The sequence below is a fragment of the Pseudomonas sp. H1_F01 genome, from assembly GCF_054681425.1.
Window position 1 is genome coordinate 615,488 of record NZ_CP162823.1, and the last position, 21,521, is coordinate 637,008.

The following is a 21,521-nucleotide window of genomic DNA, read 5'->3' on the forward strand; positions in this document are numbered from 1 at the left end:
GCGTTTTCATCGCGGGCAAGCCTTGCTCCCAGACAGCTCGCTCCCACATTCGATCTGGGGTGAGCCTGCAGGGCTCGGCGGCGGTTCAGTTACTGGAGAGCTTGTCGCCGCGGGCGAACTTCCAGGTGCGGATGATTTCCAGCCGGTCGATGTCCGACAAGTCCCCGGTAAACGGCGCGAACGGTGCGGCCAGGCGTACGATCCGTTGGGCCGCCTGGTCCAGCAGCGGCTGGCCGGAAGACTCGAGCACCAGCACTTCATACAGCGAGCCGTCACGGTTGATCGAGACCATTAGCCGCAGGTTGCCGTAGATCTGTTTGCGCCGGGCTTCGTCGGGGTAGTTGAGGTTGCCGATGCGCTCGACCTTCTTGCGCCACTCGTCCTTGTACCAGGCGCCCTTGTCGCGCATGGTCGAGGCGGCGCTCAGGCGGTGGATGCGCGGGCGCTTGGCGTAGAGCTGTTGCTCCTGGGCCAGTTCGGCTTCCAGGCTGGCGATGTCGCTGGACAACTGTGAGCTGTCGAAGGTGGGTTCGGGGGCCTTGGGTTTGGGATCAGGCTTGACCTCTTCCTTGACCGGGGCCTTTTTCGGCTTCGGCGCCACGGTGGTCACGGCTGCCTTGGGCGCCGTCTCCTGCACTTCGGGCTTGGCCGCTGGCGGCGGGGTGACTTTCTGCACCGTATTGTCCTGGAACGGCGCGATCTCGGTGGTCTTGGGGATCGCCTTTTTTTCCAGGGTGCCGCTGCCTTGCTGGTTTTCCTGGGCGAGGAAGTCGGCCTTCTTGGGCTTGGTCTCGCTCTTGAAGGTGGCCAGGGTGATTTCCAGGGTCTGGCTGATCTGCTTGGGCTCGACCGTGGCAAAACCGACGCCCAGCAGCAGGGCCAGGTGGATCAACGCCGCCAGGAACAGGGTAAAACCGAGGCGATCAGCCGGGCGCACGCTACGATGGGCGAGCTCTTGGGGCAGATCGGACGGGAGTGTCATGACAAGGAAACCAACATCGCGTTTTTTTCAGGCCGGGCATGATAACGCAATGTGGGTTTCCTTCAGCAGATCTGGATCAACGAGCCTTGAGCTTCTGATCGATGGCATCCATCAGCATGCCACCGATGTCGGTGCCAAAGGCATTGTCGATTTCGCGGATGCAGGTCGGGCTGGTGACGTTGATCTCCGTCAGGTGCTCGCCGATTACGTCCAGGCCCACGAACAGCAGGCCTTTTTCGCGCAGGGTCGGGCCGACCTGGGCGGCGATCCAGCGATCCTTGTCGGTCAACGGACGCGCCTCGCCACGCCCGCCAGCCGCCAGGTTGCCGCGGGTTTCGCCGGCTGCCGGAATGCGGGCCAGGCAATAGTCCACCGGTTCGCCGTCGATCATCAGGATGCGCTTGTCGCCATCGACGATGGCCGGCAGGTAACCCTGGATCATGATCTGCTGCTTGCCGTGCAAGGTCAGGGTTTCCAGGATCACCGAGAGGTTCGGGTGGCCAGCGGTGTGCCGGAAGATCGAGGAGCCGCCCATGCCGTCCAGAGGCTTGAGGATCACGTCGCCGTGATGGTCGGCAAATTCGCGCAACACGTCCGGGCGACGGCTGACGATGGTCGGCGGCGTGCATTGCGGGAACAGCGTGGCGAACAGCTTTTCGTTGCAGTCGCGCAGGCTCTGGGGCTTGTTGACCACCAGCACGCCGGCGTTTTCAGCCTGTTCCAGCAGGTAGGTGGAGTACACGAACTCCATGTCGAACGGCGGATCCTTGCGCATCAGGATCACGTCCAGGTCGCTCAGCAGCGCGTCGCTCTCGGTGCCCAGCTCAAACCACTTCTCGGGGTTGGCGAAGACTTTCAACGGTTTCATTCGCGCCCGAGCCTGGCCTTCGGCCTGGTAGAGGTCGCGCTGTTCCATGTAGAACAGCTCCCAGCCGCGCTTCTGAGCGGCCAGCAGCATGGCCAGCGAGCTATCCTTTTTATAGGAAATGCTGGCGATAGGGTCCATGACAATGCCGACGCGTACGCTCATGGCTTGGTTCCTCGAAATGTGATGGGCACATATTGGCGTGAAAAAGTGGCGTCAGAGTGGCGTCCGGAAGATTGGCGGTCAAGGAAAAACCACCGCGCCGAGCGGCCGATAGATCGGCGATGGAGACTGTGCTAAAAAGGCTGCCATGTGACGTGCGGGCCTTGAACATCAAGGGTTTGCGCTGTCGATCACACTTACGCGTTAAAAACCGGTTCGCAGTGGCAATGGCAGAGCATCTCACGCAGCAGCAACCCAGCGCCTTGAAGGTCATGGTCATCGACGACTCGAAGACCATCCGCCGCACCGCCGAAACCCTGCTGCGCAACGTGGGCTGCGAGGTGATCACGGCCGTCGATGGCTTCGATGCCCTGGCCAAGATCGCCGACCATCATCCGGGCATCATTTTTGTCGACATCATGATGCCGCGCCTTGATGGCTACCAGACCTGTGCCCTGATCAAGAACAACAGCGCGTTCAAGGCCACGCCGGTGATCATGCTGTCGTCTCGCGACGGGTTGTTCGACAAGGCCAAGGGACGCATCGTCGGTTCCGATCAGTTTTTGACCAAGCCGTTCAGCAAGGAAGAACTGCTGGGCGCGATACAGGCCCATGTTCCGGGCTTTGCCGCTGTCCAGCCGCACCAGGCACATTAATGACACTTGGCCAACGGGCCTGGGGTCAACAAGAAAATGGGGAACACCATGGCACGAGTTCTGATCGTCGATGATTCGCCGACTGAAATGTATAAATTGACCGGCATGCTGGAAAAGCACGGCCATCAGGTCCTGAAAGCCGAGAATGGCGCCGATGGTGTGGCCCTGGCCCGCCAGGAAAAACCCGATGCGGTGCTGATGGACATCGTCATGCCCGGCCTCAACGGTTTCCAGGCAACGCGCCAGCTGACCAAGGACCCGGACACCGGCCACATCCCCGTGATCATCATCACCACCAAGGACCAGGACACCGACAAGGTCTGGGGTACGCGCCAAGGGGCGAAGGACTACCTGACCAAACCGGTGGACGAAGAAACCCTGATCGCGACCCTGAACAAAGTGCTGGCGGGCTGACGGTGCGGCCATGAGCCAATCCCTGACCGCATTCGAACTGCTGCTGCAGATCGACCGGCGTTGCCGGTTGCTGGGGGCGGACCTGCCCTCCCAGCCGACCCATCGCGCCGGTTGGAGCGGCATTGGCTTTCGCTTGGGCGAGCACTGGTACGTAGCGCCGATGGGTGAAGTCAGCGAAGTGCTGCACGAACCACGTTACACGCATTTGCCCGGGGTCAAGCCGTGGGTGCGTGGAGTGGCTAACCTGCGCGGGCGTTTGTTGCCGTTGATGGACTTGTGCGGGTTCTTTGGCCACGAGCTGTCGACCGTGCGCAAGCAGCGGCGCGTGTTGGTGGTGGATCACGACGAGGTGTTCGCCGGGTTGTTGGTGGACGAGGTCCTTGGGCTGCAGCATTTTGCCCAGGACAGCCTGGAACCGACGCTGGTGGACGACCTCGACGGCCCGGAAGCGGCCTTCGTCAAGGGCCGGTTTGGCGGTGAGCGCGAGTGGCAAGTGTTCAGCCCGTTTGCCCTGGCGCGGTCGCCGGGGTTCATGGATGTGGCGATTTAACGAGATGCAGCGCAGGCCCCCTCTGGGAGCGAGCCGGTGGGAGCACAGCTTGCTCGCGATGGCGGTGCCTCGGTTGGCGAGAAAACTGTGTCGTTCTCATCGCGGGCAAGCCTTGCTCCCACAGAGCCGCACTGGTTGAGCAGGCTGCACGACAAAGGCTTGCTTACAGTCAATAGCTGTAAGTTGGATTGGGCAGTACAGGCGAGAACCGATGATCAAAGCAAAAACAGGCAAGCCACTGGAAGCGTCGCGCAGTCGTTCGCAGATCATCGTGCTGTTCGTCGCGCTGATCGTCTTCATCATGCTGCTGTTCGCCAACTTCGCTTACCTCAACACCCAATCCACCTATGACAAACAGTACATCGGCCATGCCGGCGAGCTGCGGGTGCTGTCCCAGCGCATCGCCAAGAACGCCACCGAGGCCGCCGCCGGCAAGCCCGCGGCGTTCAAGCTGCTGAGCGATGCGCGCAATGACTTCGCCCAGCGCTGGGGCTCCCTGAAACAGGGCGACCCGGTCACCGGCCTGCCCCCTGCGCCGGCCACCCTGCGTCCGCAGATGCGCGCCGTGCAGCTGGATTGGGAGCGCCTGCTAAAGAACACCGATGCCATCCTCTCCAGCGAACAGACCGTGCTGTCGCTGCACCAGGTGGCGGCGACCCTGGCCGAAACCGTGCCGCAGTTGCAGGTCGAGTACGAAAAAGTCGTCGAGATCCTGCTGCAACGCGGCGCGCCGGCCGCCCAGGTGGCCATGGCCCAGCGCCAGTCGCTGCTGGCCGAGCGGATCCTCGGCGCGGTGAATACCGTGCTGGCGGGGGACGAAAACGCCAGCCAGGCCGCCGACACCTTCGGTCGCGACGCCGCGCGTTTTGGCCAGGTGCTCAATGGCATGTTGCAAGGTGACCCGGCCCTGAAGATATCCCAGGTCCAGGACCGCGATGCCCGGGCACGCCTGAGCGAAATCAGCGAGCTCTTCGAGTTCGTCTCCGGTTCGGTGGACGAAATCCTCGAGACCTCCCCGGAGCTGTTCAAGGTCCGCGAATCGGCCGGCAACATCTTCAACCTGTCGCAGACCCTGCTCGACGAGGCTTCGCACCTGGCCACGGCCTTCGAAAACCTCGCCGGCGGGCGTTCCGTCAATACCATCGGCGGCTATGTGCTGGGTTTGCTGGCGCTGATGTCGATCATCCTGATTGGCCTGGTGATGGTCCGCGAAACCAACCGCCAGTTGCACGAAACCGCACAAAAGAACGAGCGCAACCAGAACGCGATCATGCGGTTGCTGGATGAAATCGAAGACCTGGCCGATGGCGACCTGACCGTCACTGCTTCGGTCACCGAGGACTTCACCGGCACCATCGCCGACTCCATCAATTACTCGGTGGACCAACTGCGCGACCTGGTGGCGACCATCAACCTCACCGCCGGCCAGGTCGCCGCTGCGGTGCAGGAAACCCAGGCCACGGCGATGCACCTGGCCCAGGCCTCCGAGCACCAGGCCCAGCAAATTTCCGAAGCTTCGACTTCAATTAATGAAATGGCCCAGTCCATCGACCAGGTATCGGCCAATGCCGCCGAGTCGTCGGCGGTGGCCGAGCGGTCGGTGGAGATTGCCAACAAGGGCAACGAGGTGGTGCACAACACCATTCATGGCATGGACAACATTCGCGAGCAGATCCAGGACACCGCCAAGCGCATCAAGCGCCTGGGTGAGTCATCCCAGGAAATCGGCGACATTGTCAGCCTGATCGACGACATCGCCGACCAGACCAACATCCTGGCCCTCAACGCCGCCATCCAGGCGTCCATGGCCGGCGATGCCGGGCGCGGGTTCGCGGTGGTGGCCGATGAAGTACAGCGCCTGGCCGAGCGCTCTTCGGCGGCGACCCGGCAAATCGAGACCCTGGTGCGGGCGATCCAGGCCGATACCAACGAGGCGGTGATTTCCATGGAGCAGACCACCACCGAAGTGGTGCGCGGTGCGCGACTGGCCCAGGACGCCGGCGTTGCCCTGGAAGAAATCGAAGGCGTGTCCAAGACCCTGGCGGCGCTGATCCAGAGCATTTCCAATGCGGCGCAGCAACAGACCACCTCGGCGGGGCAGATTTCCTTGACCATGAACGTGATCCAGCAGATCACTTCGCAGACTTCATCCGGTTCCACCGCCACTGCCGAGAGCATTGGCAACCTGGCGAAAATGGCCAGCCAGCTGCGTCGTTCGGTGTCGGGGTTCACGTTGCCGGCGGCAGCGGCTGGCGATGAGGAAAAGGGGTGACCAACCGGATCCATCCGTTGGAAAAGGCTTTTTGTGGCGAGGAGGTTTCTGTGGGAGCAAGGCTTGCCCGCGATGAAGATAACGCGGTTCTTCGGGAACCGAGGTGTTTGCATCGCGAGCAAGCTTTGCTCCCACAGGTAAATCCCTTCCCCGCGGGCGCGTTGTGTTCTCCTGATTGGAGTGGTTATGGGTGATCGGCACGACTATGTGGCCCTGGAATGGGTCAAGGGCGAGATTGCCGAAACGCTGAAGCAGGCTCATCTGGCCCTCAACCGCCTGGTGGACGATCCGCAGGCGTCGGACGCCCTCGGGCAATGCCTGGCCTGCATTCACCAGGTCCACGGCGGCCTGCAGATGGTCGAATTCTACGGTGCGGCGCTGCTGGCCGAGGAGATGGAGCAACTGTGCGCCGCCCTGCAGGACAACCGCGTCACCCATCGCGACGAAGCCATCAGCCTGTTGAGCCAGGCCCTGGGGCAGTTGCCGATCTACCTGGACCGCGTACAAGGTGCCCGTCGCGATCTGCCGCTGGTGGTGCTGCCCTTGATCAACGACCTGCGCAGTGCCCGGGGCGAGAGCCTGTTGTCGGAAACCAGTCTGTTCAGCCCCGAGTTGCCCGATATTGCGCCGCTCAGCGACGAGGCCTTGCAGCGCCTCGAACCCGCTGACCTGCCAAACACCTTGCGCAAATTGCGCCAGACCCTGCAAATGGCCCTGGTGGGCCTGCTGCGCGAACAGGACGACGCAACCCACCTCGGTTACCTGGCCAAGGTCTTCCATCGCCTGGAAACCTTGTGTACTGGGGCGCCGCTCAATGCGTTATGGCAGGTGGCCTCGGCGCTGGTCGAAGGCATGCGTGACGGACGTATCGCCAACAGCCCGGCGCTGCGCAGCCTGTTCAAGGAAGCCGACAAGGAACTCAAGCGCCTGCTGGACCAAGGCATGCCAGGCATCAATCAGCCGGCACCGCCCCACCTGCTCAAGAGTTTGTTGTTCTATATTGCCAAGGCCGAACATCCCAGCGGGCAGATGCAGATCATGAAAGAACGCTACTCACTGGACGACGCGCTGCCCGACAGCGCCATGGTCGACGAAGAACGCGCGCGCCTGGCCGGGCCCGACCGCGATGCCATGCGCTCGGTGCTTGCCGCGCTGTGCGAGGAACTGGTGCGGGTCAAGGAGCGCCTGGACCTGTTCGTGCGCAGCGATCGCCAGCACGCCTCGGAGCTGGACAGCCTGTTGGCGCCGCTGCGGCAGATCGCCGACACCCTGGCGGTGCTCGGTTTTGGCCAGCCACGCAAGGTCATCATCGATCAACTGGCCGTGGTCCTGAGCCTCGCCCAGGGCCAGCGCAAGCCGGATGACGCGACCCTCATGGACGTCGCCGGGGCCTTGCTCTACGTCGAGGCGACGCTGGCCGGCATGGTCGGCACCGTCGAGCCCGAGAGCCGCGAAGACACCCACCTGCCCACCACCGACCTGACCCAGATCCACCAGATCGTCATCAAGGAAGCCCACACCTGCCTGCAACAGGCCAAGGACATGATCGTCGACTACATCGACGCGGACTGGAACCGCGAGCAACTGCAGCCCTTGCCGGCGTTGCTGACCCAGGTGCGTGGCGCGCTGGCGATGATTCCCCTGAGTCGTGCCGCCAGCCTGGTGGAGGCTTGCAACGGTTTCATCCGCGAGCATCTGCTGCTGGATCAGGCCCAGCCGGGCTGGGAAGAACTCGACCACCTGGCTGACGTGATCACCGGTCTCGAATACTACCTGGAGCGCTTGAGCGAGGACCCGGAAACCCCCGGCGAGCCGTTGCTCGACGGGGTCGAGCGGAGCTTGGCTGCGCTCGGTTATTTTCCTGACGAAGCGCGAGTGCCGGTGCTCGACGATGTATTGAGCCCCAACGAAGCCCAGGTCATGCAGGACTTGCAGGAATGGGACGACCCGCAGACGGTGCAATCCTTGGCCGAGGTGCTGGCCAGCCCGATCTCGGCGGTCAATCCGCCAGCCAAGAGCACCCCGGGCAGCCTGTTGCCGCCACCGTTGGATGAAAGTCCGGTGGACGATGAGTTGCGCGAGGTCTTCCTCGAGGAAACCGGCGAGGTGCTGGACGTCCTGCGTGAATACCTGCCGCGCTGGAGTGCGCATCCCGACGACCACGGCGCCCTGAGCGAACTGCGCCGGGCCTTCCACACCCTCAAGGGCAGTGGCCGGATGGTCCGGGCGCTGGTGCTGGGTGAACTGGCCTGGGCCGTGGAAAACCTGCTCAACCGGGTCCTGGAGCGCAGCGTCGAGCCGCAGGCCTCGGTCCGCCAGTTGATTGAAGACACGGTGCAGTTGTTGCCGGCCCTGGTGGCCGAATTCGCCGCCAATCACCAGCGCCAGCGCGACGACGTCGACCGCTTGGCCGCCCGCGCGCATGTCCTGGCCAAGGGCGGCGATGAGAAGGATGAAGACGAGCAGGACGTGGCCGCCCTCGATCCGCTGCTGTTGAAGATCTTCGACAGCGAAGCCCAGGGCCACCTCGCCAGCCTCAATCGCTTTCTCGATCAGTCGGCCGACCACCTGCCCCTGCAGGCCAGTGATGAGTTGCAGCGGGCCTTGCATACGCTCAAGGGCAGCGCGTCGATGGCCGGCGTGCTGCCGATCGCCGAGCTGGCCGGGGCGATGGATGAGCTGGCCCGGGAATACCGGGCGCATCTGATTGCCCTCGATCTGGATGAGGTCGAATTGCTGCTGGAAGCCGAAGGGCTGCTGCGCCGGGGCCTGCGCCAGTTGCACAGCGAGCCGCTGGCAGCGATCCCTGGCGCCGAGGATCTGATCCAGCGCGCCCAGGCCCTGCTGGCCGAGCGTCTGCACGCCGCCAACAGCGCGCCGGACAAAGCGCTGCGGACCAAGCGCGACCCACAACTGATCAACAACTTCCTAGCCCAGGGCATGGACATCCTGCTGGACGCCGAAAGCCTCTTGCAGCGCTGGCAGCAGCACCCCGGCGAAGGCCAGGAACTGAGTGCGCTGCTCGATGAGCTGACCACCCTCGGCGAAGGCGCGCACCTGGCCGACTTGCACCCGGTGGACGAACTCTGCGAAGCCTTGCTCGACCTCTACGGTGCGGTAGAGGAAAGCAGCCTGGCGGTCAGCGATGAATTTTTCCAGGAAGCCCAGCGCGCCCATGAAGCGCTGATCGATATGCTCGATGAGCTGGCGGCCGGGCAGCATGTGCATCCGCAGCCCGAGCGGGTACAGGCCCTGCGTCGCTTGCTTCAGGAGAGCCTTGATCCATCGGCCACCGGCCTGATCCGCAGCGACGGCAGCCGCACCCTGAGCATCCGCGAACTGGGCCACGCGACGGCGGAAATGGAGCGTGACGCGCCCGTCGATACCTCGATGGAAGATGACCTCGCGGCGATTTTCCTCGAAGAAGCCCAAGACATCCTCGAAAGCGCCGCCCAGGCCTTGCAACGCTGGTTGGCCGATCCGGATAACGGCGCACCGCTGTCCTCGCTGCAACGTGACTTGCACACCCTCAAGGGCGGTGCGCGAATGGCCGACATCCGGCCGGTGAGCGACCTGGCCCAGGAGTTGGAAAACCTTTACGAAGGGCTGGTGGACCGCCGCTACAGCTACAGCGAGGAACTGGCGCAACTGCTTGCCAGCAGCCACGAACGCCTCGACCTGTTGCTCGGGCAGTTGCAACAGGGCCAGCCGTTGGGCGATCCCGTTGCGCTGATCGACGCCATTCGACGGTTCCGCCAGGACAAGCCGAACGCCATCGAGACGAGCGCAGCGGCCCAGGCCGACGGCGCCGGCCATGATCCCGAGTTGCTGGAAATCTTCCTTGAAGAAGGCTTCGACATCCTCGACAGCTCGGGCGCGGCGCTGCTGCGCTGGCAGGAAGAACCGTCGAATCGCCAGGCCGTGGAAACCTTGCTGCGGGATTTGCACACCCTCAAGGGCGGTGCGCGCATGGTGGAAATCGGACCCATCGGCGACCTGGCCCACGAGTTGGAAAATCTCTACGAAGGCCTGTCGGCAGGCCTGCTTCAGCCGACCCCGGCGCTGTTCACTTTGTTGCAAAGCAGTCATGACCGATTGGCGCAGATGCTCGATGCAGTACGCGCCGGCCACCCGTGCCCGTTGGCGGACCGACTGATCGCGCAGATCCAGGCGGTGAATCATCCCCAGGAGAATGCTGCACCGCAGGCTGTCTCGGCGCCGGAACCGGTGCCCACTCCCATCGTCAGCCCGCCTGCGGCGCCTGCAAGACCGGACCCCAGCGCAGCGGGCGACGGTGCGGACATGGTCAAGGTATCCGCCGAACTGCTCGACGACCTGGTGAACCTGGCGGGCGAAACGTCGATCTTCCGTGGGCGTATCGAACAGCAGGTCAACGACGGGCGCGTGGCCCTGGGCGAAATGGAAACCACCATCGAGCGCATGCGCGATCAGTTGCGGCGCCTGGATACCGAAACCCAGGGGCGGATTCTCAGCCGGCAACAGGTGGAGGCCGAGCGCCTGGGCTATGAAGAGTTCGACCCGCTGGAGATGGACCGCCACTCCCAGTTGCAGCAGTTGTCCCGGGCACTGTTCGAGTCCGCCTCGGACTTGCTTGAGCTCAAGGAAACCCTCGACCGCAGCAATCACGATGCCGAGGTCCTGCTGCAACAGCAGGGGCGTATCAACACCGAGCTCCAGGAAGGCCTGATGCGTACGCGCATGGTGCCGTTCGAGCGCATGCTGCCACGGCTCAAGCGCATCGTCCGGCAAGTGGCGCAGGAGCTGGGCAAGGACGTGGAATTCCTGGTCGGCAACGCCGACGGCGAGATGGACCGTAACGTGCTGGAGCGCATGGCTGCACCTCTTGAACATATGCTGCGCAACGCCGTCGACCACGGCCTGGAGCCGGCTGACGTGCGCATCGCCGCCGGCAAGCCGGCCCGAGGACGTATCAGCCTCGATCTGTCCCGGGAAGGCGGCGACATCATTTTCGACATCCGCGACGACGGTGCCGGGGTGCCGCTGGAGGCTGTGCGGAACAAGGCGATCAAACGTGGCTTGCTGGCGCCGGACAGCGACATCAGCGAGCGCGACGTGCTGCAGTTCATCTTGCAACCAGGGTTTTCCACGGCCGAGAAAATCACCCAGATATCCGGGCGCGGCGTCGGCATGGACGTGGTCCACGAAGAGGTTCGGCAACTGGGCGGCAGCATGGTCATCGATTCCACGCCGGGGCAGGGCGTGAATTTCCGCATTCGCCTGCCGTTTACCGTGGCGGTGAACCGGGCGTTGATGGTGCACTGTCACGAAGACCAATACGCGATCCCGCTGAACACCATCGAGAGCATTGTCCGGGTGTTGCCCGCCGAACTGGACGGCTATTACCAGCTCGACCCGCCGACCTACACCTATGCCGGGCAGCGTTACGAGTTGTGCTACCTCGGAGAGCTATTGAAAACCGGCGCCCGGCCGAAACTGCTGGGCCAGAGCCAGCCCTTGCCGGTGCTGCTGGTGCAGTGCAACGAGCGGCACGTCGCCGTGCAGGTGGACGCTACCGCCGGGACCCGGGAGATCGTGGTCAAGAGCCTCGGCCCGCAGTTCTCGGCGGTACAGGGCCTGTCCGGGGCGACGATCCTGGGGGACGGCCGGGTGGTGTTGATTCTCGACCTGCTCGCGCCGATCCGCGCCTTGCCCCACCAGGTCCCGCGCCGCCAAGTGCCGGTAGAAGGCGAGGGCGAATCGCAACGGCCGCTGCTGGTGCTGGTGGTGGACGACTCGGTGACCGTGCGCAAGGTCACCAGTCGCCTGCTGGAACGCCACGGCATGCACGTCCTGACCGCCAAGGATGGCGTGGATGCCATGGCGCTGCTGGCCGAGCATGCCCCGGACCTGATGCTGCTGGACATCGAGATGCCGCGCATGGACGGCTTCGAAGTGGCCACGCAAGTGCGCAACGACCCGCGCCTGGCGCATTTGCCGATCATCATGATCACCTCCCGCACCGGCCAGAAACACCGCGACCGCGCCATGGCCATCGGCGTCAACGACTACCTGGGCAAGCCGTACCAGGAATCGGTGCTGCTCGACAGCATCGCGTACTGGAGCAAAACACATGCATGACCTGCATCTTCACTCGCGCACCAGCCCACTCACCGGCCTGTTGTTGCCATTGGCTGACCGGCACCTGGTGTTGCCCAACGTGGCCGTGGCCGAACTGATCGACTACCAGAGCAGCGTATTCGATATGGACACCCCGCCGTGGTTCCTGGGCTGGGTGAGCTGGCGTGAACGGCAAATCCCGTTGCTGAGCTTCGAGTCGGCCTGCGGCCAGAAGACCGTGATTGGCGAGCGAGTGCGCATCGTCGTGCTCAACGCCCTCGGCGGACGGCCGGAGCTGCGTTTCATAGCGCTGCTGGTGCAAGGCATCCCACGCTCCTACAAGCTCGACAGCCAGTTGAGCTACGTCGACGTGCCGCTGTGCGGGTTGGAACAGGCGGCGGTGCAAGTTGGGGAACACGTGGCGAAAGTGCCGGATTTGTTGGCACTGGAGGAGTTGGTGATGGCTGCGGGCCTGATTCAGCCCCACAAACCCTGAGGCATACGAATTCCCAATGTGGGAGCGAGCTTGCTCGCGATGGCGGCCTGACAGCTGGCCAAAATTTTGTTGATCGGGTACATATCCATTGCTGCGGTAACGGCTGCTTAGGGTTCCGCCCTTACGGCGGGTCACTTTTTTCAGGCGCCAAAAAAGTAACCAAAAAGGCTTTGCCCCACCACTCGGTGCCTCGCCTAGGCTCGGCATGCCCGAACGAAGGCATTGCTCCGTGGGCCCACTCCACAATGCCTGCGTTCGGCCAGCGTGGTTAACGGGGCGCCGAGATCAACGTCCATCGCGAGGCGGCCTGACAGCCGGCCTGGCTCTTGCGGGTGTACCCCAACCAGATTTGTGTGAGCAGGACCTGTGGGAGCAAAGCTTGCTCGCGAGGCGGCCTGACAGCCGACCTGCGATTGCAGGTGTACCCCAATCCAATTGTGTGCGGGCTTGCTCGCTACCACAAAGGTTCGTACCAATCCGGCAACCATTACTCCAACCGTAACGATCCGCCGTCGAGCTTGATTGATGCCCGCGCCACAACACTTCTAAGGTGAGCCCCACGACAGCGAACCCGTGGAGTGGTCATGACAACAACAATATCCCCCGACTCGCGCTGGACGCGGCGGCGCAGCGAAAAGCAGCGGCGTCTCGGGCTGGTGAAGGGGCTTGCCGACGGTGTGGTGCTGCCCACCGACAAGATCGTCGCGGCGCTGGAGGCGTTGATTCTGCCCGGCGACCGTGTGGTGCTGGAGGGCAATAACCAGAAGCAGGCGGACTTCCTTTCCCGCTCCCTGGCGAAAGTCGACCCTTCGAAGCTGCACGATTTACACATGATCATGCCCAGCGTCGGGCGGTCCGAACACCTGGATCTGTTCGAGCGCGGCATTGCCCGTAAGCTCGATTTTTCCTTTGCTGGCACCCAGAGCCTGCGCATCAGCCAGTTGCTCGAAGATGGCCTGCTGGAAATCGGCGCGATCCATACCTACATCGAACTCTATGCCCGGCTGGTGGTGGACCTGATTCCCAACGTGGTGCTCTCGGCCGGTTTCATGGCCGACCGCGCTGGCAATATCTACACCGGCCCCAGCACCGAAGACACACCGGCGCTGATCGAGCCGGCGGCCTTCAGCGACGGTATCGTCATTGTTCAGGTCAACCAGTTGGTGGATGACGTCAGCGACCTGCCGCGAGTCGACATCCCGGCGTCCTGGGTCGATTTCGTGGTGGTGGCCGACAAGCCGTTCTACATCGAGCCGCTGTTCACCCGCGACCCGCGCCATATCAAGCCTGTGCATGTGCTGATGGCGATGATGGCGATCCGCGGGATCTACGAAAAACACAACGTCCAGTCCCTCAATCACGGCATCGGTTTCAACACCGCCGCGATTGAATTGATCCTGCCGACCTACGGCGAATCCCTTGGCCTGAAGGGCAAGATCTGCCGCAACTGGACGCTTAATCCGCACCCGACCCTGATCCCGGCCATCGAAAGCGGCTGGGTCGAAAGCGTGCATTGCTTTGGCACCGAGCTGGGCATGGAGAACTATATTGCCGCCCGGCCGGACGTGTTCTTCACCGGCCACGACGGCTCGCTGCGCTCCAACCGCATGGTCTGCCAACTGGCTGGGCAATACGCGGTGGACCTGTTCATCGGCGCCACCCTGCAAGTGGACGGCGACGGCCATTCCTCCACCGTGACCCGTGGCCGCTTGGCCGGCTTTGGCGGTGCGCCGAACATGGGCCATGACCCGCGCGGTCGTCGTCACGGCACGCCAGCCTGGCTCGATATGCGCCACGGCGATGGCGAGGCGCCGTTGCTCGAGCGCGGCAAGAAGCTGGTGGTGCAGATGGTCGAGACGTTCCAGGAGGGCGGTAAACCGACCTTCGTCGAAACCCTCGACGCGGTGGACGTGGCGAAGAAAGCCGGCATGCCCCTGGCGCCGATCATGATCTACGGCGACGACGTCACCCATTTGCTCACCGAAGAGGGCATCGCCTACCTGTACAAGGCCCGCTCCCTGGAAGAGCGCCAGGCAATGATTGCTGCGGTGGCCGGCGTTACTGCCATTGGCCTGCGCCATGACCCGAAAGACACCGCGCGCATGCGCCGCGAAGGGCTGATCGCCTTGCCCGAAGACCTCGGTATTCGCCGCACCGACGCCACCCGCGAGTTGCTCGCGGCCAAGAGCGTGGCCGACCTGGTGGAGTGGTCCGGTGGCCTCTACAACCCGCCCGCCAAGTTCAGGAGCTGGTAAATGCACGCCTTCAACCTGCAACCGAAAAAACTGTCCTTGACCGAGCACCTGGCGGATATGGCGGTGGACGCGCTGATCGACGAAGCCGACCTCTCGCCTAAACCGGCCTTGGTGGATCGTCGTGGCAATGGCGCCCACACCGACCTGCACCTGGGCCTGATGCACGCCTCGGCACTGTCGCTGTGGCCGGCGTTCAGGGAAATGGCCGAAGCCGCCCTCGACTGTGGCGAGATCGGCTTGCCGCTACGCGAAGCCCTCGGGCGCATCGGCCGTGAGGGGGAAGCCTCGATGCTCGCTACCACTGGCGGCGTCAACACACACCGGGGTGCGATCTGGGCCTTGGGCCTGTTGGTCGCTGCAACGGCGCTGGAACCTGAATCCAGTGCTGCCAGCGCCGTCGCTCTACGCGCTGCCCGCCTGGCCTTGCTCAACGACCGCTATGCGCCCCAACCCTTGAGCCACGGCGCCCAGGTAGCCCAACGCTACGGCGTACGCGGTGCCCGGGAAGAAGCGCAACTGGCGTTCCCGGCGGTGACTGGCCTGGGCCTGCCGCAACTCAAGCGCAGTCGCGCGGCGGGCGCGGGAGAGCAGAACGCCCGGCTCGATGCCTTGCTGGCGATCATGACCACCCTGGCCGATACCTGCGTGCTTTATCGCGCCGGCGAGCCGGGTTTGCAGGCCATGCAACAGGGCGCCAAGGCGGTGCTCGATGCCGGTGGCAGTGCGAGCCTGGGCGGTCGTCGCCAATTGCACGCGCTGGACCAACAACTGATTGCCTTGAACGCCTCGCCCGGCGGCGCTGCCGACCTGCTCGCCGCCTGCCTGTTCCTCGATCGTATCGAGCGCGGCGATGGCCTCTTCCCAGGAGTGTGCTGATGGAAACCTTATCCTTTGAATTCCCTGCCGGGCAGCCGCCACGGGGGCGGGCGCTGGTGGGCTGCGTCGGCTCGGGCGACCTGGAAGTGCTGATCGAACCCGGCCTGGCAGGCAAGCTGACCATCCAGGTGCAGACCTCGGTCAACGGCAGTGAACAACGCTGGCAGCACCTGTTCGCCCGCATGTTCGACGGCCAGACACCGCCGGCCTTGTCTATCGACATCCACGATTTCGGCGCCACCCCCGGCGTGGTGCGTTTGCGCCTGGAGCAAGGTTTCGAGGAGATCGGCCATGACTGACAGTGCAGCGTTGCTCAACAAGCACAGCTTCGTCGAACTCGGTGCCCGGCAACGGGCCAAGGCCTTGCTCGATGACGGCACTTTTCGCGAATTGCTCGACCCGTTCCAGCGGATCATGTCGCCATGGCTGTTGCGCCAGGGCGTGGTGCCGCAAAGCGATGACGGCGTGATGATCGCCAAGGGTACGCTCGATGGCCTGCCCGTGGTGATCGCCGCCATCGAAGGCGCGTTCCAGGGCGGCAGCCTCGGCGAAGTCGGCGGGGCGAAGATTGCCGGTGCGCTGGAATTGGCCGCGGAGGACAACCGCAAGGGCATCCCGACCCGTGCCGTATTGCTGCTGGAAACCGGCGGCGTGCGTTTGCAGGAGGCCAATCTCGGGTTGGCGGCGATCGCCGAGATTCATTCGGCGATTGTCGACCTGCGCCAATACCAACCGGTGGTCGGCGTGGTGGCCGGCAGCGTCGGCTGTTTTGGTGGCATGTCCATCGCCGCCGGGCTGTGCAGTTATCTGCTGGTGACCCAGGAAGCGCGGCTGGGCCTGAACGGCCCACAAGTGATCGAACAGGAGGCCGGGATCGACGAATACGACTCCCGCGACCGGCCGTTCATCTGGAGCCTGACCGGCGGCGAGCAACGGTTCGCCAGTGGGTTGGTGGATCGTTACGTCGCCGATGATGTGGCGCAGATCCGTCAACAGGTCGGCCAGTTGCTGCACCTGGGCGTTCCCGCGCAACACCGCAGCGGCCAGGCCGAGCTGTTCCTGCAACGCCTGGCCCGCTTGGACACTGAAGTGCAAATCGAACCGGCCACGGTTCGCCAGTTGTATCAGGGAGAACGCCCATGAGTGCCTATTCATTGAGAGGCTTGCGCTGGTTCGAGGCCTTGGCTGGCGACGCCAAACCGCTGGAAGGCCTGCCGGCTTCGTTGAAAGTCGCTGACGTCAGGCTGGGCGAGCAAACCGTGCGCCTGCTGGCGGTGGTGGCTGATCCCGACAGTCGTTTTCCCCGTGCTCGCAATGGCGAAGTCGGTTTGCTGGAGGGCTGGGGTTTGGCTAAAGCGGTGGATGACGCCATCGACGCCGACCGCGATGCAGTCAACAAGCGTCCGCTGATCGCCGTTGTCGATGTACCGAGCCAGGCCTATGGGCGGCGTGAAGAAGCCCTGGGCATTCATCAGGCCTTGGCCGGTGCGGCGGACAGCTATGCCCGTGCGCGACTGGCCGGGCATCCGGTGATCGGTTTGCTGGTGGGCAAGGCCATGTCCGGGGCGTTCCTGGCCCACGGCTACCAGGCCAACCGCCTGATTGCGCTGCGCGACCCGGGGGTGATGGTCCACGCCATGGGCAAGGCCTCGGCGGCGCGAGTCACCCTGCGCAGTGTCGAAGAGCTTGAGGCCTTGGCCGCCAGCGTGCCACCGATGGCCTATGACATCGACAGTTTTGCCAGCCTGGGTCTGCTGTGGGAAACCTTGTCGGCGGAGCAGATCGAGCAACCGACGGCGGCTGATCTGGCCCGGGTGACGGATTGCCTGCAACAGGCGATCAACGATGTGGCCGCTGCGCCTCGCGACTTGAGCAGTCGCCTCGGTGCGACCCATCGCGCGGCTTCCAGCACCGTACGCCAGTTGCTGAGAGCACAGTGGTGAATACATATCTGGCCCATGACCTGCTCTGGGGGATGACCCCGGAACAGGTGCCTGCGGGTGCGCCGGCATGGGTGCTCGAATCGATTGCCGCCGGTCAACCGGTGGTGGTCCGGCGCTCGCTGACGGCTCCGGGTCAAATCGCGGTCGGCGTGCGCGGGCGTTCGCGCGAGCAGCGTTATGCAACGTCGATGGCGATTGCTGCGATTTCCCGTCGCGTCAGGCCGGAAGACCTTTGTCACGTTGCGTCGACTCGCGACTTGCCAGCCCTGCAAGCGCTGTCCCGCCTGCGTCCGCAGCTCGATGCCAGTGGCTGGGCCTGGGGGGTGAGTGGCAGCGCCGGGTTCGAGCTCGCCACGAGTATCGAGGCGTTGCATGAACGCAGCGACCTGGATCTGATTCTGCGGGTGCCGCATTTTCTCGATCGTCTCCACGCCAGGGAATTGCTGGCGCAACTGGATGCCTCGGTTTGCGCCGTGGATATGCAATTGCAAACGCCCTGCGGTGCCGTCGCCTTGCGCGAGTGGGCGGGTTCGTCGCGGCGTGTCCTGCTCAAGGATGATGTGCAGGCACGGCTGGTGAACGATCCTTGGCAGCCTTCATTGGAGCAAGTCGCGTGAGCAGCCTCTTCGTCTTTCCCGGCCAGGGTGCGCAGCGCGTGGGCATGCTCCACGGCCTGGCGCCGCAAGTCCTCGACGAGGCGGGTGACGTGCTTGGTGAGGACGTCTTGCAGTTGGACAGTGCCGAGGCGCTGCAATCGACCCGCGCCGTGCAACTGTGCCTGTTGATTGCCGGCGTGGCAGCGTCGCGGCGATTGCTGGAACAGGCGCCTGCGCCGGACTACGTGGCGGGACTGTCCATCGGCGCTTATCCGGCGGCGGTGGTGGCCGGGGCGCTGGGGTTCGAGGATGCGTTGCGACTGGTCAGCCTGCGGGGCGAATTGATGCAGCGGGCGTATCCGCAAGGCTATGGCATGACCGCGATCATCGGCCTGGACCTCGCGGCAGTGGAAGCGTTGCTGGCGCAGGTGCACAGCGACCGCACCCCGGTCTACCTGGCCAACATCAACGCGGATAATCAGGTGGTCATCGCCGGCAGTGACGAGGCCATGAACAACGTTGCCAGGCAGGCGCGAAGCCTGGGTGCCGGGAAGGCCTGTCGGCTGGCGGTGAGCGTGCCGTCCCATTGCCCGTTGCTGGAAGCACCGGCCCGGGCATTGGCCCAGGCATTTGCCGACGTACCGTTGAAAGCACCAGCCTTGGGTTATCTCAGCGGTAGCCGCGCGCGACCGGTGATCAACACCGAGGCCTTGCGCGACGACCTGGCGCTCAACATGTGCCGCGTGGTGGATTGGCGCGGTACCGTGCAAAGCGCTTACGAACGCGGTGTGCGGCTACAGATCGAACTGCCGCCCGGTGCGGTGCTGACCGCCCTGGCGCGCCGGGTGTTCGAGCAGGGCACTGTCATGGCTTTCGACGGCGCCCGGCTCGACACCTTGCAGGCGCTGTTGCGTGAGGAGGGAAACCGCCAACCCTAAACCACCGACTCAAGCTGGCGAAGCACAAAAACAACAACTTCGACGATGCACTTTGAGGACTACAACAATGATTATCTACGGTGTGGCATTTTTGGCCTTTTGTACCCTGGCGGGTATTTTTATCGGTGAGCTGCTGGGCAAATTGATCGGCGTGCCGGCCAACGTCGGCGGCGTCGGCATTGCGATGCTGTTGTTGATCGGCCTGGGCAGCTACCTGAGCAAGCGCGGCCTGTTCAAGGGCAAATCCGAGGCCGGCGTGGAATTCTGGAGCGCGGTCTACATCCCCATTGTGGTCGCGATGGCGGCGCAGCAAAACGTCTACGGCGCGCTCAAGGGCGGGCCGATGGCGATCCTGGCCGGAACCCTGGCGGTGGTGATTGCCTTTGCGTTGGTGCCGGTGCTGGTGCGCATTGGCAACAAAGGGCCTCAGGCCGACGTTTCCGTTAAGACGGTCGGGTGATTGCCATGTACGAATCCATGATGAAAGTGATCACCGGCTACGGCCTGATCAGCGGTTTCGCCATTGTCGGCATCACCATGTGGGTGTCCTACTGGATCAGCAACACGTTCACCAAAGGTCGCCTGCATGGTTCGGCCATCGCCATTCTCCTGGGGCTGGTGCTTTCCTACATTGGCGGGGCAATGACCGGCGGGCAGAAGGGCGTGGTGGACATTCCGCTGCTGTCCGGGATTGGTTTGCTCGGCGGCGCGATGCTGCGGGACTTTGCCATCGTCGCCACGGCGTTCGGCGTGAGTATCGAAGAACTCAAGCGCGCCGGTTTCGTTGGGGTGCTGGCGCTGTTTGTCGGAGTCGGTACGTCGTTCATTGCTGGCGTCGGGGTCGCGATGGCTTTCGGTTACACCGATGCGGTGAGCCTGACCACCATTGGCGCCGGGGCGGTGACCTACATCGTCGGGCCGGTGACCGGGGCGGCGATTGGTGCCAGTTCCGAAGTGATGGCGCTGTCCATTGCCGCCGGGTTGATCAAGGCGATCCTGGTGATGGTGGCGACGCCGTTCGTGGCACCGATGATTGGCCTGAATAATCCACGCAGTGCGGTGATTTTCGGTGGCTTGATGGGCACCTCTAGCGGCGTGGCCGGCGGGCTGGCGGCCACCGATCCGAAGCTGGTGCCGTATGGCTGCCTGACGGCGGCGTTCTATACGGCGCTTGGGTGCTTGTTGGGGCCTTCGTTGTTGTTTCTGATCATGCGGGGGTTGATGGGGTAGGGCTTTGAATTTGCGCTGAACGGGCTGTCCTCATCGCGAGCAGGCTCGCTCCCACAGGGGATTTGTGAACACCGATCCAATGTGGGAGCGAGCCTGCTCGCGATGAAGGCAACACGGTGTCAAACCTGGCGATTGGCATACATCCGACACTCGGCCAACAGCGCCAGCAAATTCGGATCACGCTCCTTGGCTTTCAGGAACACCACGCCAATGCGCTGTTGTAGCCGATACCTTTCCTGCAACGGGATCAATTTCACCCGGTTTTCATACACCGCCGCAATTCGCCCCGGCAACAACGCATAGCCCACCCCGGAGCTGACCATGCTCAGCAGGGTGAAGATGTCGTTGACCTGCATCGCCACCTTCGGTTCGAACCCCGCCTGCTTGAACACCCGGATACCGTCCTGGTGCGTGGCAAAACCCTGGGTCAGGGTGATGAACGTCTCGTCGCGCACCTCGGCCAGATCGACTTCAGTGCGTTGGGCAAAGGGTGAGTCGGCCGGTGTGGCGAGGAAGATGTCGTCGCAAAACAGCTCGATATGCTCGCAGTCGGGGTCGTTCACGCTGTCGTCCAGGGAGATCAGGATCGCGTCCACCTCCATGTTCTTGAGCTTGTACAGCAGGTCGATGTTAGAACCCAGGATCAGGTCGATATTGAGCTCGCTGCGACGGATCTTCAGGCCCATGATCAGTTGCGGCACGGTCTTGACCGTCAACGAATACAGCGAGCCGAGCTTGAAGCGTTCGGCGGAGAAGCCGGCGGCTTCGCGGGTCAGGCGCACGCTTTCGACCACGTCCTGGATCAGCTTCTGCGCCCGTTCTTCCAGCACATAAGCGCTTTCCAGCGGCGTGAGGTTGCGGCCTTCGTGCTTGAACAACGGGCAACGCAGGGCGCTCTCCAGCGAGTGAATGGCCCGGTGCACACTGACGTTGCTGGTCTGCAACTCGGCCGCCGCCCGCGCCAGGTTGCCGGTGCGCATGAAGGCCAGGAACACCTCGAGTTTCTTCAGGGTCAATTCTTCGTCGATCAGCATGGGGCGGACTCTTATTCGTATTGCCCGATTGTGCCCCAATCGGTCTTGGGATGTAGATCGTTCCCACGCTCTGCGTGGAAATGCCTCAAGGGACGCTCTGCGTCCGCTTCGGGACGCGGAGCGTCCCCGGCTGCATTCCCCACGCGGAGCGTG

18 protein-coding genes are annotated in these 21,521 nt (G+C 63.7%); 15 read left to right on the top strand and 3 right to left on the bottom strand.

What is annotated here, in order from left to right:
• Nucleotides 1-85 precede the first annotated feature (85 nt).
• Complete coding sequence (locus AB4O09_RS02865; protein WP_003206470.1) at nt 86-982, bottom strand: energy transducer TonB; 897 nt, start codon at nt 980-982, stop codon at nt 86-88.
• Between the two features lie 76 nt (nt 983-1,058).
• The gene (gene gshB / locus AB4O09_RS02870) at nt 1,059-2,012 is read right to left on the bottom strand and encodes a glutathione synthase (protein ID WP_003206468.1); all 954 of its coding nucleotides are present in this window, start codon (nt 2,010-2,012) and stop codon (nt 1,059-1,061) included.
• 224 nt (nt 2,013-2,236) lie between these two features.
• On the opposite strand from gshB, the gene AB4O09_RS02875 reads away from it, so the two are divergent.
• The 15 genes from AB4O09_RS02875 to madM all read left to right on the top strand — a co-directional run bounded on the left by AB4O09_RS02875 (nt 2,237) and on the right by madM (nt 20,334).
• Nucleotides 2,237-2,665: a response regulator gene (locus tag AB4O09_RS02875; protein ID WP_003206467.1), complete on the top strand. Its 429-nt coding sequence runs from the start codon at nt 2,237-2,239 to the stop codon at nt 2,663-2,665.
• Nucleotides 2,666-2,713: 48 nt separating this feature from the next.
• Nucleotides 2,714-3,079 (top strand): twitching motility response regulator PilH, encoded by a 366-nt coding sequence (gene pilH / locus AB4O09_RS02880; protein ID WP_003206465.1) that lies wholly within the window; start codon nt 2,714-2,716, stop codon nt 3,077-3,079.
• Between the two features lie 10 nt (nt 3,080-3,089).
• Entirely contained in the window at nt 3,090-3,629 is a 540-nt protein-coding gene (locus tag AB4O09_RS02885) for a chemotaxis protein CheW (protein WP_027912920.1), read from the top strand.
• A gap of 211 nt (nt 3,630-3,840) precedes the next feature.
• Nucleotides 3,841-5,901, top strand: a complete 2,061-nt coding sequence (locus AB4O09_RS02890) for a methyl-accepting chemotaxis protein (protein ID WP_003206462.1) — start codon at nt 3,841-3,843, stop codon at nt 5,899-5,901.
• Nucleotides 5,902-6,087: 186 nt separating this feature from the next.
• Entirely contained in the window at nt 6,088-12,021 is a 5,934-nt protein-coding gene (locus AB4O09_RS02895; RefSeq protein WP_013694460.1) for an Hpt domain-containing protein, read from the top strand.
• Complete coding sequence (locus tag AB4O09_RS02900; RefSeq protein ID WP_003206459.1) at nt 12,014-12,496, top strand: chemotaxis protein CheW; 483 nt, start codon at nt 12,014-12,016, stop codon at nt 12,494-12,496. The genes AB4O09_RS02895 and AB4O09_RS02900 overlap by 8 nt, the downstream gene beginning before the upstream one ends.
• Before the next feature lie 584 nt (nt 12,497-13,080).
• Entirely contained in the window at nt 13,081-14,751 is a 1,671-nt protein-coding gene (gene mdcA, locus AB4O09_RS02905; protein WP_003206457.1) for a malonate decarboxylase subunit alpha, read from the top strand.
• The gene (locus AB4O09_RS02910; protein ID WP_003206455.1) at nt 14,752-15,627 is read left to right on the top strand and encodes a triphosphoribosyl-dephospho-CoA synthase; all 876 of its coding nucleotides are present in this window, start codon (nt 14,752-14,754) and stop codon (nt 15,625-15,627) included.
• Nucleotides 15,627-15,926 (top strand): malonate decarboxylase subunit delta, encoded by a 300-nt coding sequence (locus AB4O09_RS02915; protein ID WP_003206454.1) that lies wholly within the window; start codon nt 15,627-15,629, stop codon nt 15,924-15,926. Before AB4O09_RS02910 ends, AB4O09_RS02915 begins: the two co-directional genes overlap by 1 nt.
• A complete protein-coding gene (locus tag AB4O09_RS02920; RefSeq protein ID WP_003206452.1) occupies nt 15,919-16,770 on the top strand; it encodes a biotin-independent malonate decarboxylase subunit beta in 852 nt (283 codons plus the stop codon). The genes AB4O09_RS02915 and AB4O09_RS02920 overlap by 8 nt, the downstream gene beginning before the upstream one ends.
• Complete coding sequence (gene mdcE, locus AB4O09_RS02925) at nt 16,767-17,570, top strand: biotin-independent malonate decarboxylase subunit gamma (RefSeq protein WP_013694458.1); 804 nt, start codon at nt 16,767-16,769, stop codon at nt 17,568-17,570. Before AB4O09_RS02920 ends, mdcE begins: the two co-directional genes overlap by 4 nt.
• The gene (locus tag AB4O09_RS02930) at nt 17,564-18,187 is read left to right on the top strand and encodes a malonate decarboxylase holo-ACP synthase (protein WP_027912922.1); all 624 of its coding nucleotides are present in this window, start codon (nt 17,564-17,566) and stop codon (nt 18,185-18,187) included. Before mdcE ends, AB4O09_RS02930 begins: the two co-directional genes overlap by 7 nt.
• Nucleotides 18,184-19,104, top strand: coding sequence for a malonate decarboxylase subunit epsilon (gene mdcH / locus AB4O09_RS02935; RefSeq protein WP_003206448.1), 921 nt, complete (start codon nt 18,184-18,186; stop codon nt 19,102-19,104). The genes AB4O09_RS02930 and mdcH overlap by 4 nt, the downstream gene beginning before the upstream one ends.
• Nucleotides 19,105-19,171: 67 nt before the next feature.
• Nucleotides 19,172-19,564, top strand: a complete 393-nt coding sequence (gene madL / locus AB4O09_RS02940) for a malonate transporter subunit MadL (protein WP_013694456.1) — start codon at nt 19,172-19,174, stop codon at nt 19,562-19,564.
• A gap of 5 nt (nt 19,565-19,569) precedes the next feature.
• Nucleotides 19,570-20,334, top strand: coding sequence for a malonate transporter subunit MadM (madM, locus tag AB4O09_RS02945; RefSeq protein WP_003206444.1), 765 nt, complete (start codon nt 19,570-19,572; stop codon nt 20,332-20,334).
• A 119-nt stretch (nt 20,335-20,453) separates the two neighbouring features.
• Here madM and AB4O09_RS02950 read toward each other — a convergent pair whose 3' ends face one another.
• The gene (locus AB4O09_RS02950; protein WP_003206443.1) at nt 20,454-21,368 is read right to left on the bottom strand and encodes a LysR family transcriptional regulator; all 915 of its coding nucleotides are present in this window, start codon (nt 21,366-21,368) and stop codon (nt 20,454-20,456) included.
• Between the last annotated feature and the right edge of the window lie 153 nt (nt 21,369-21,521).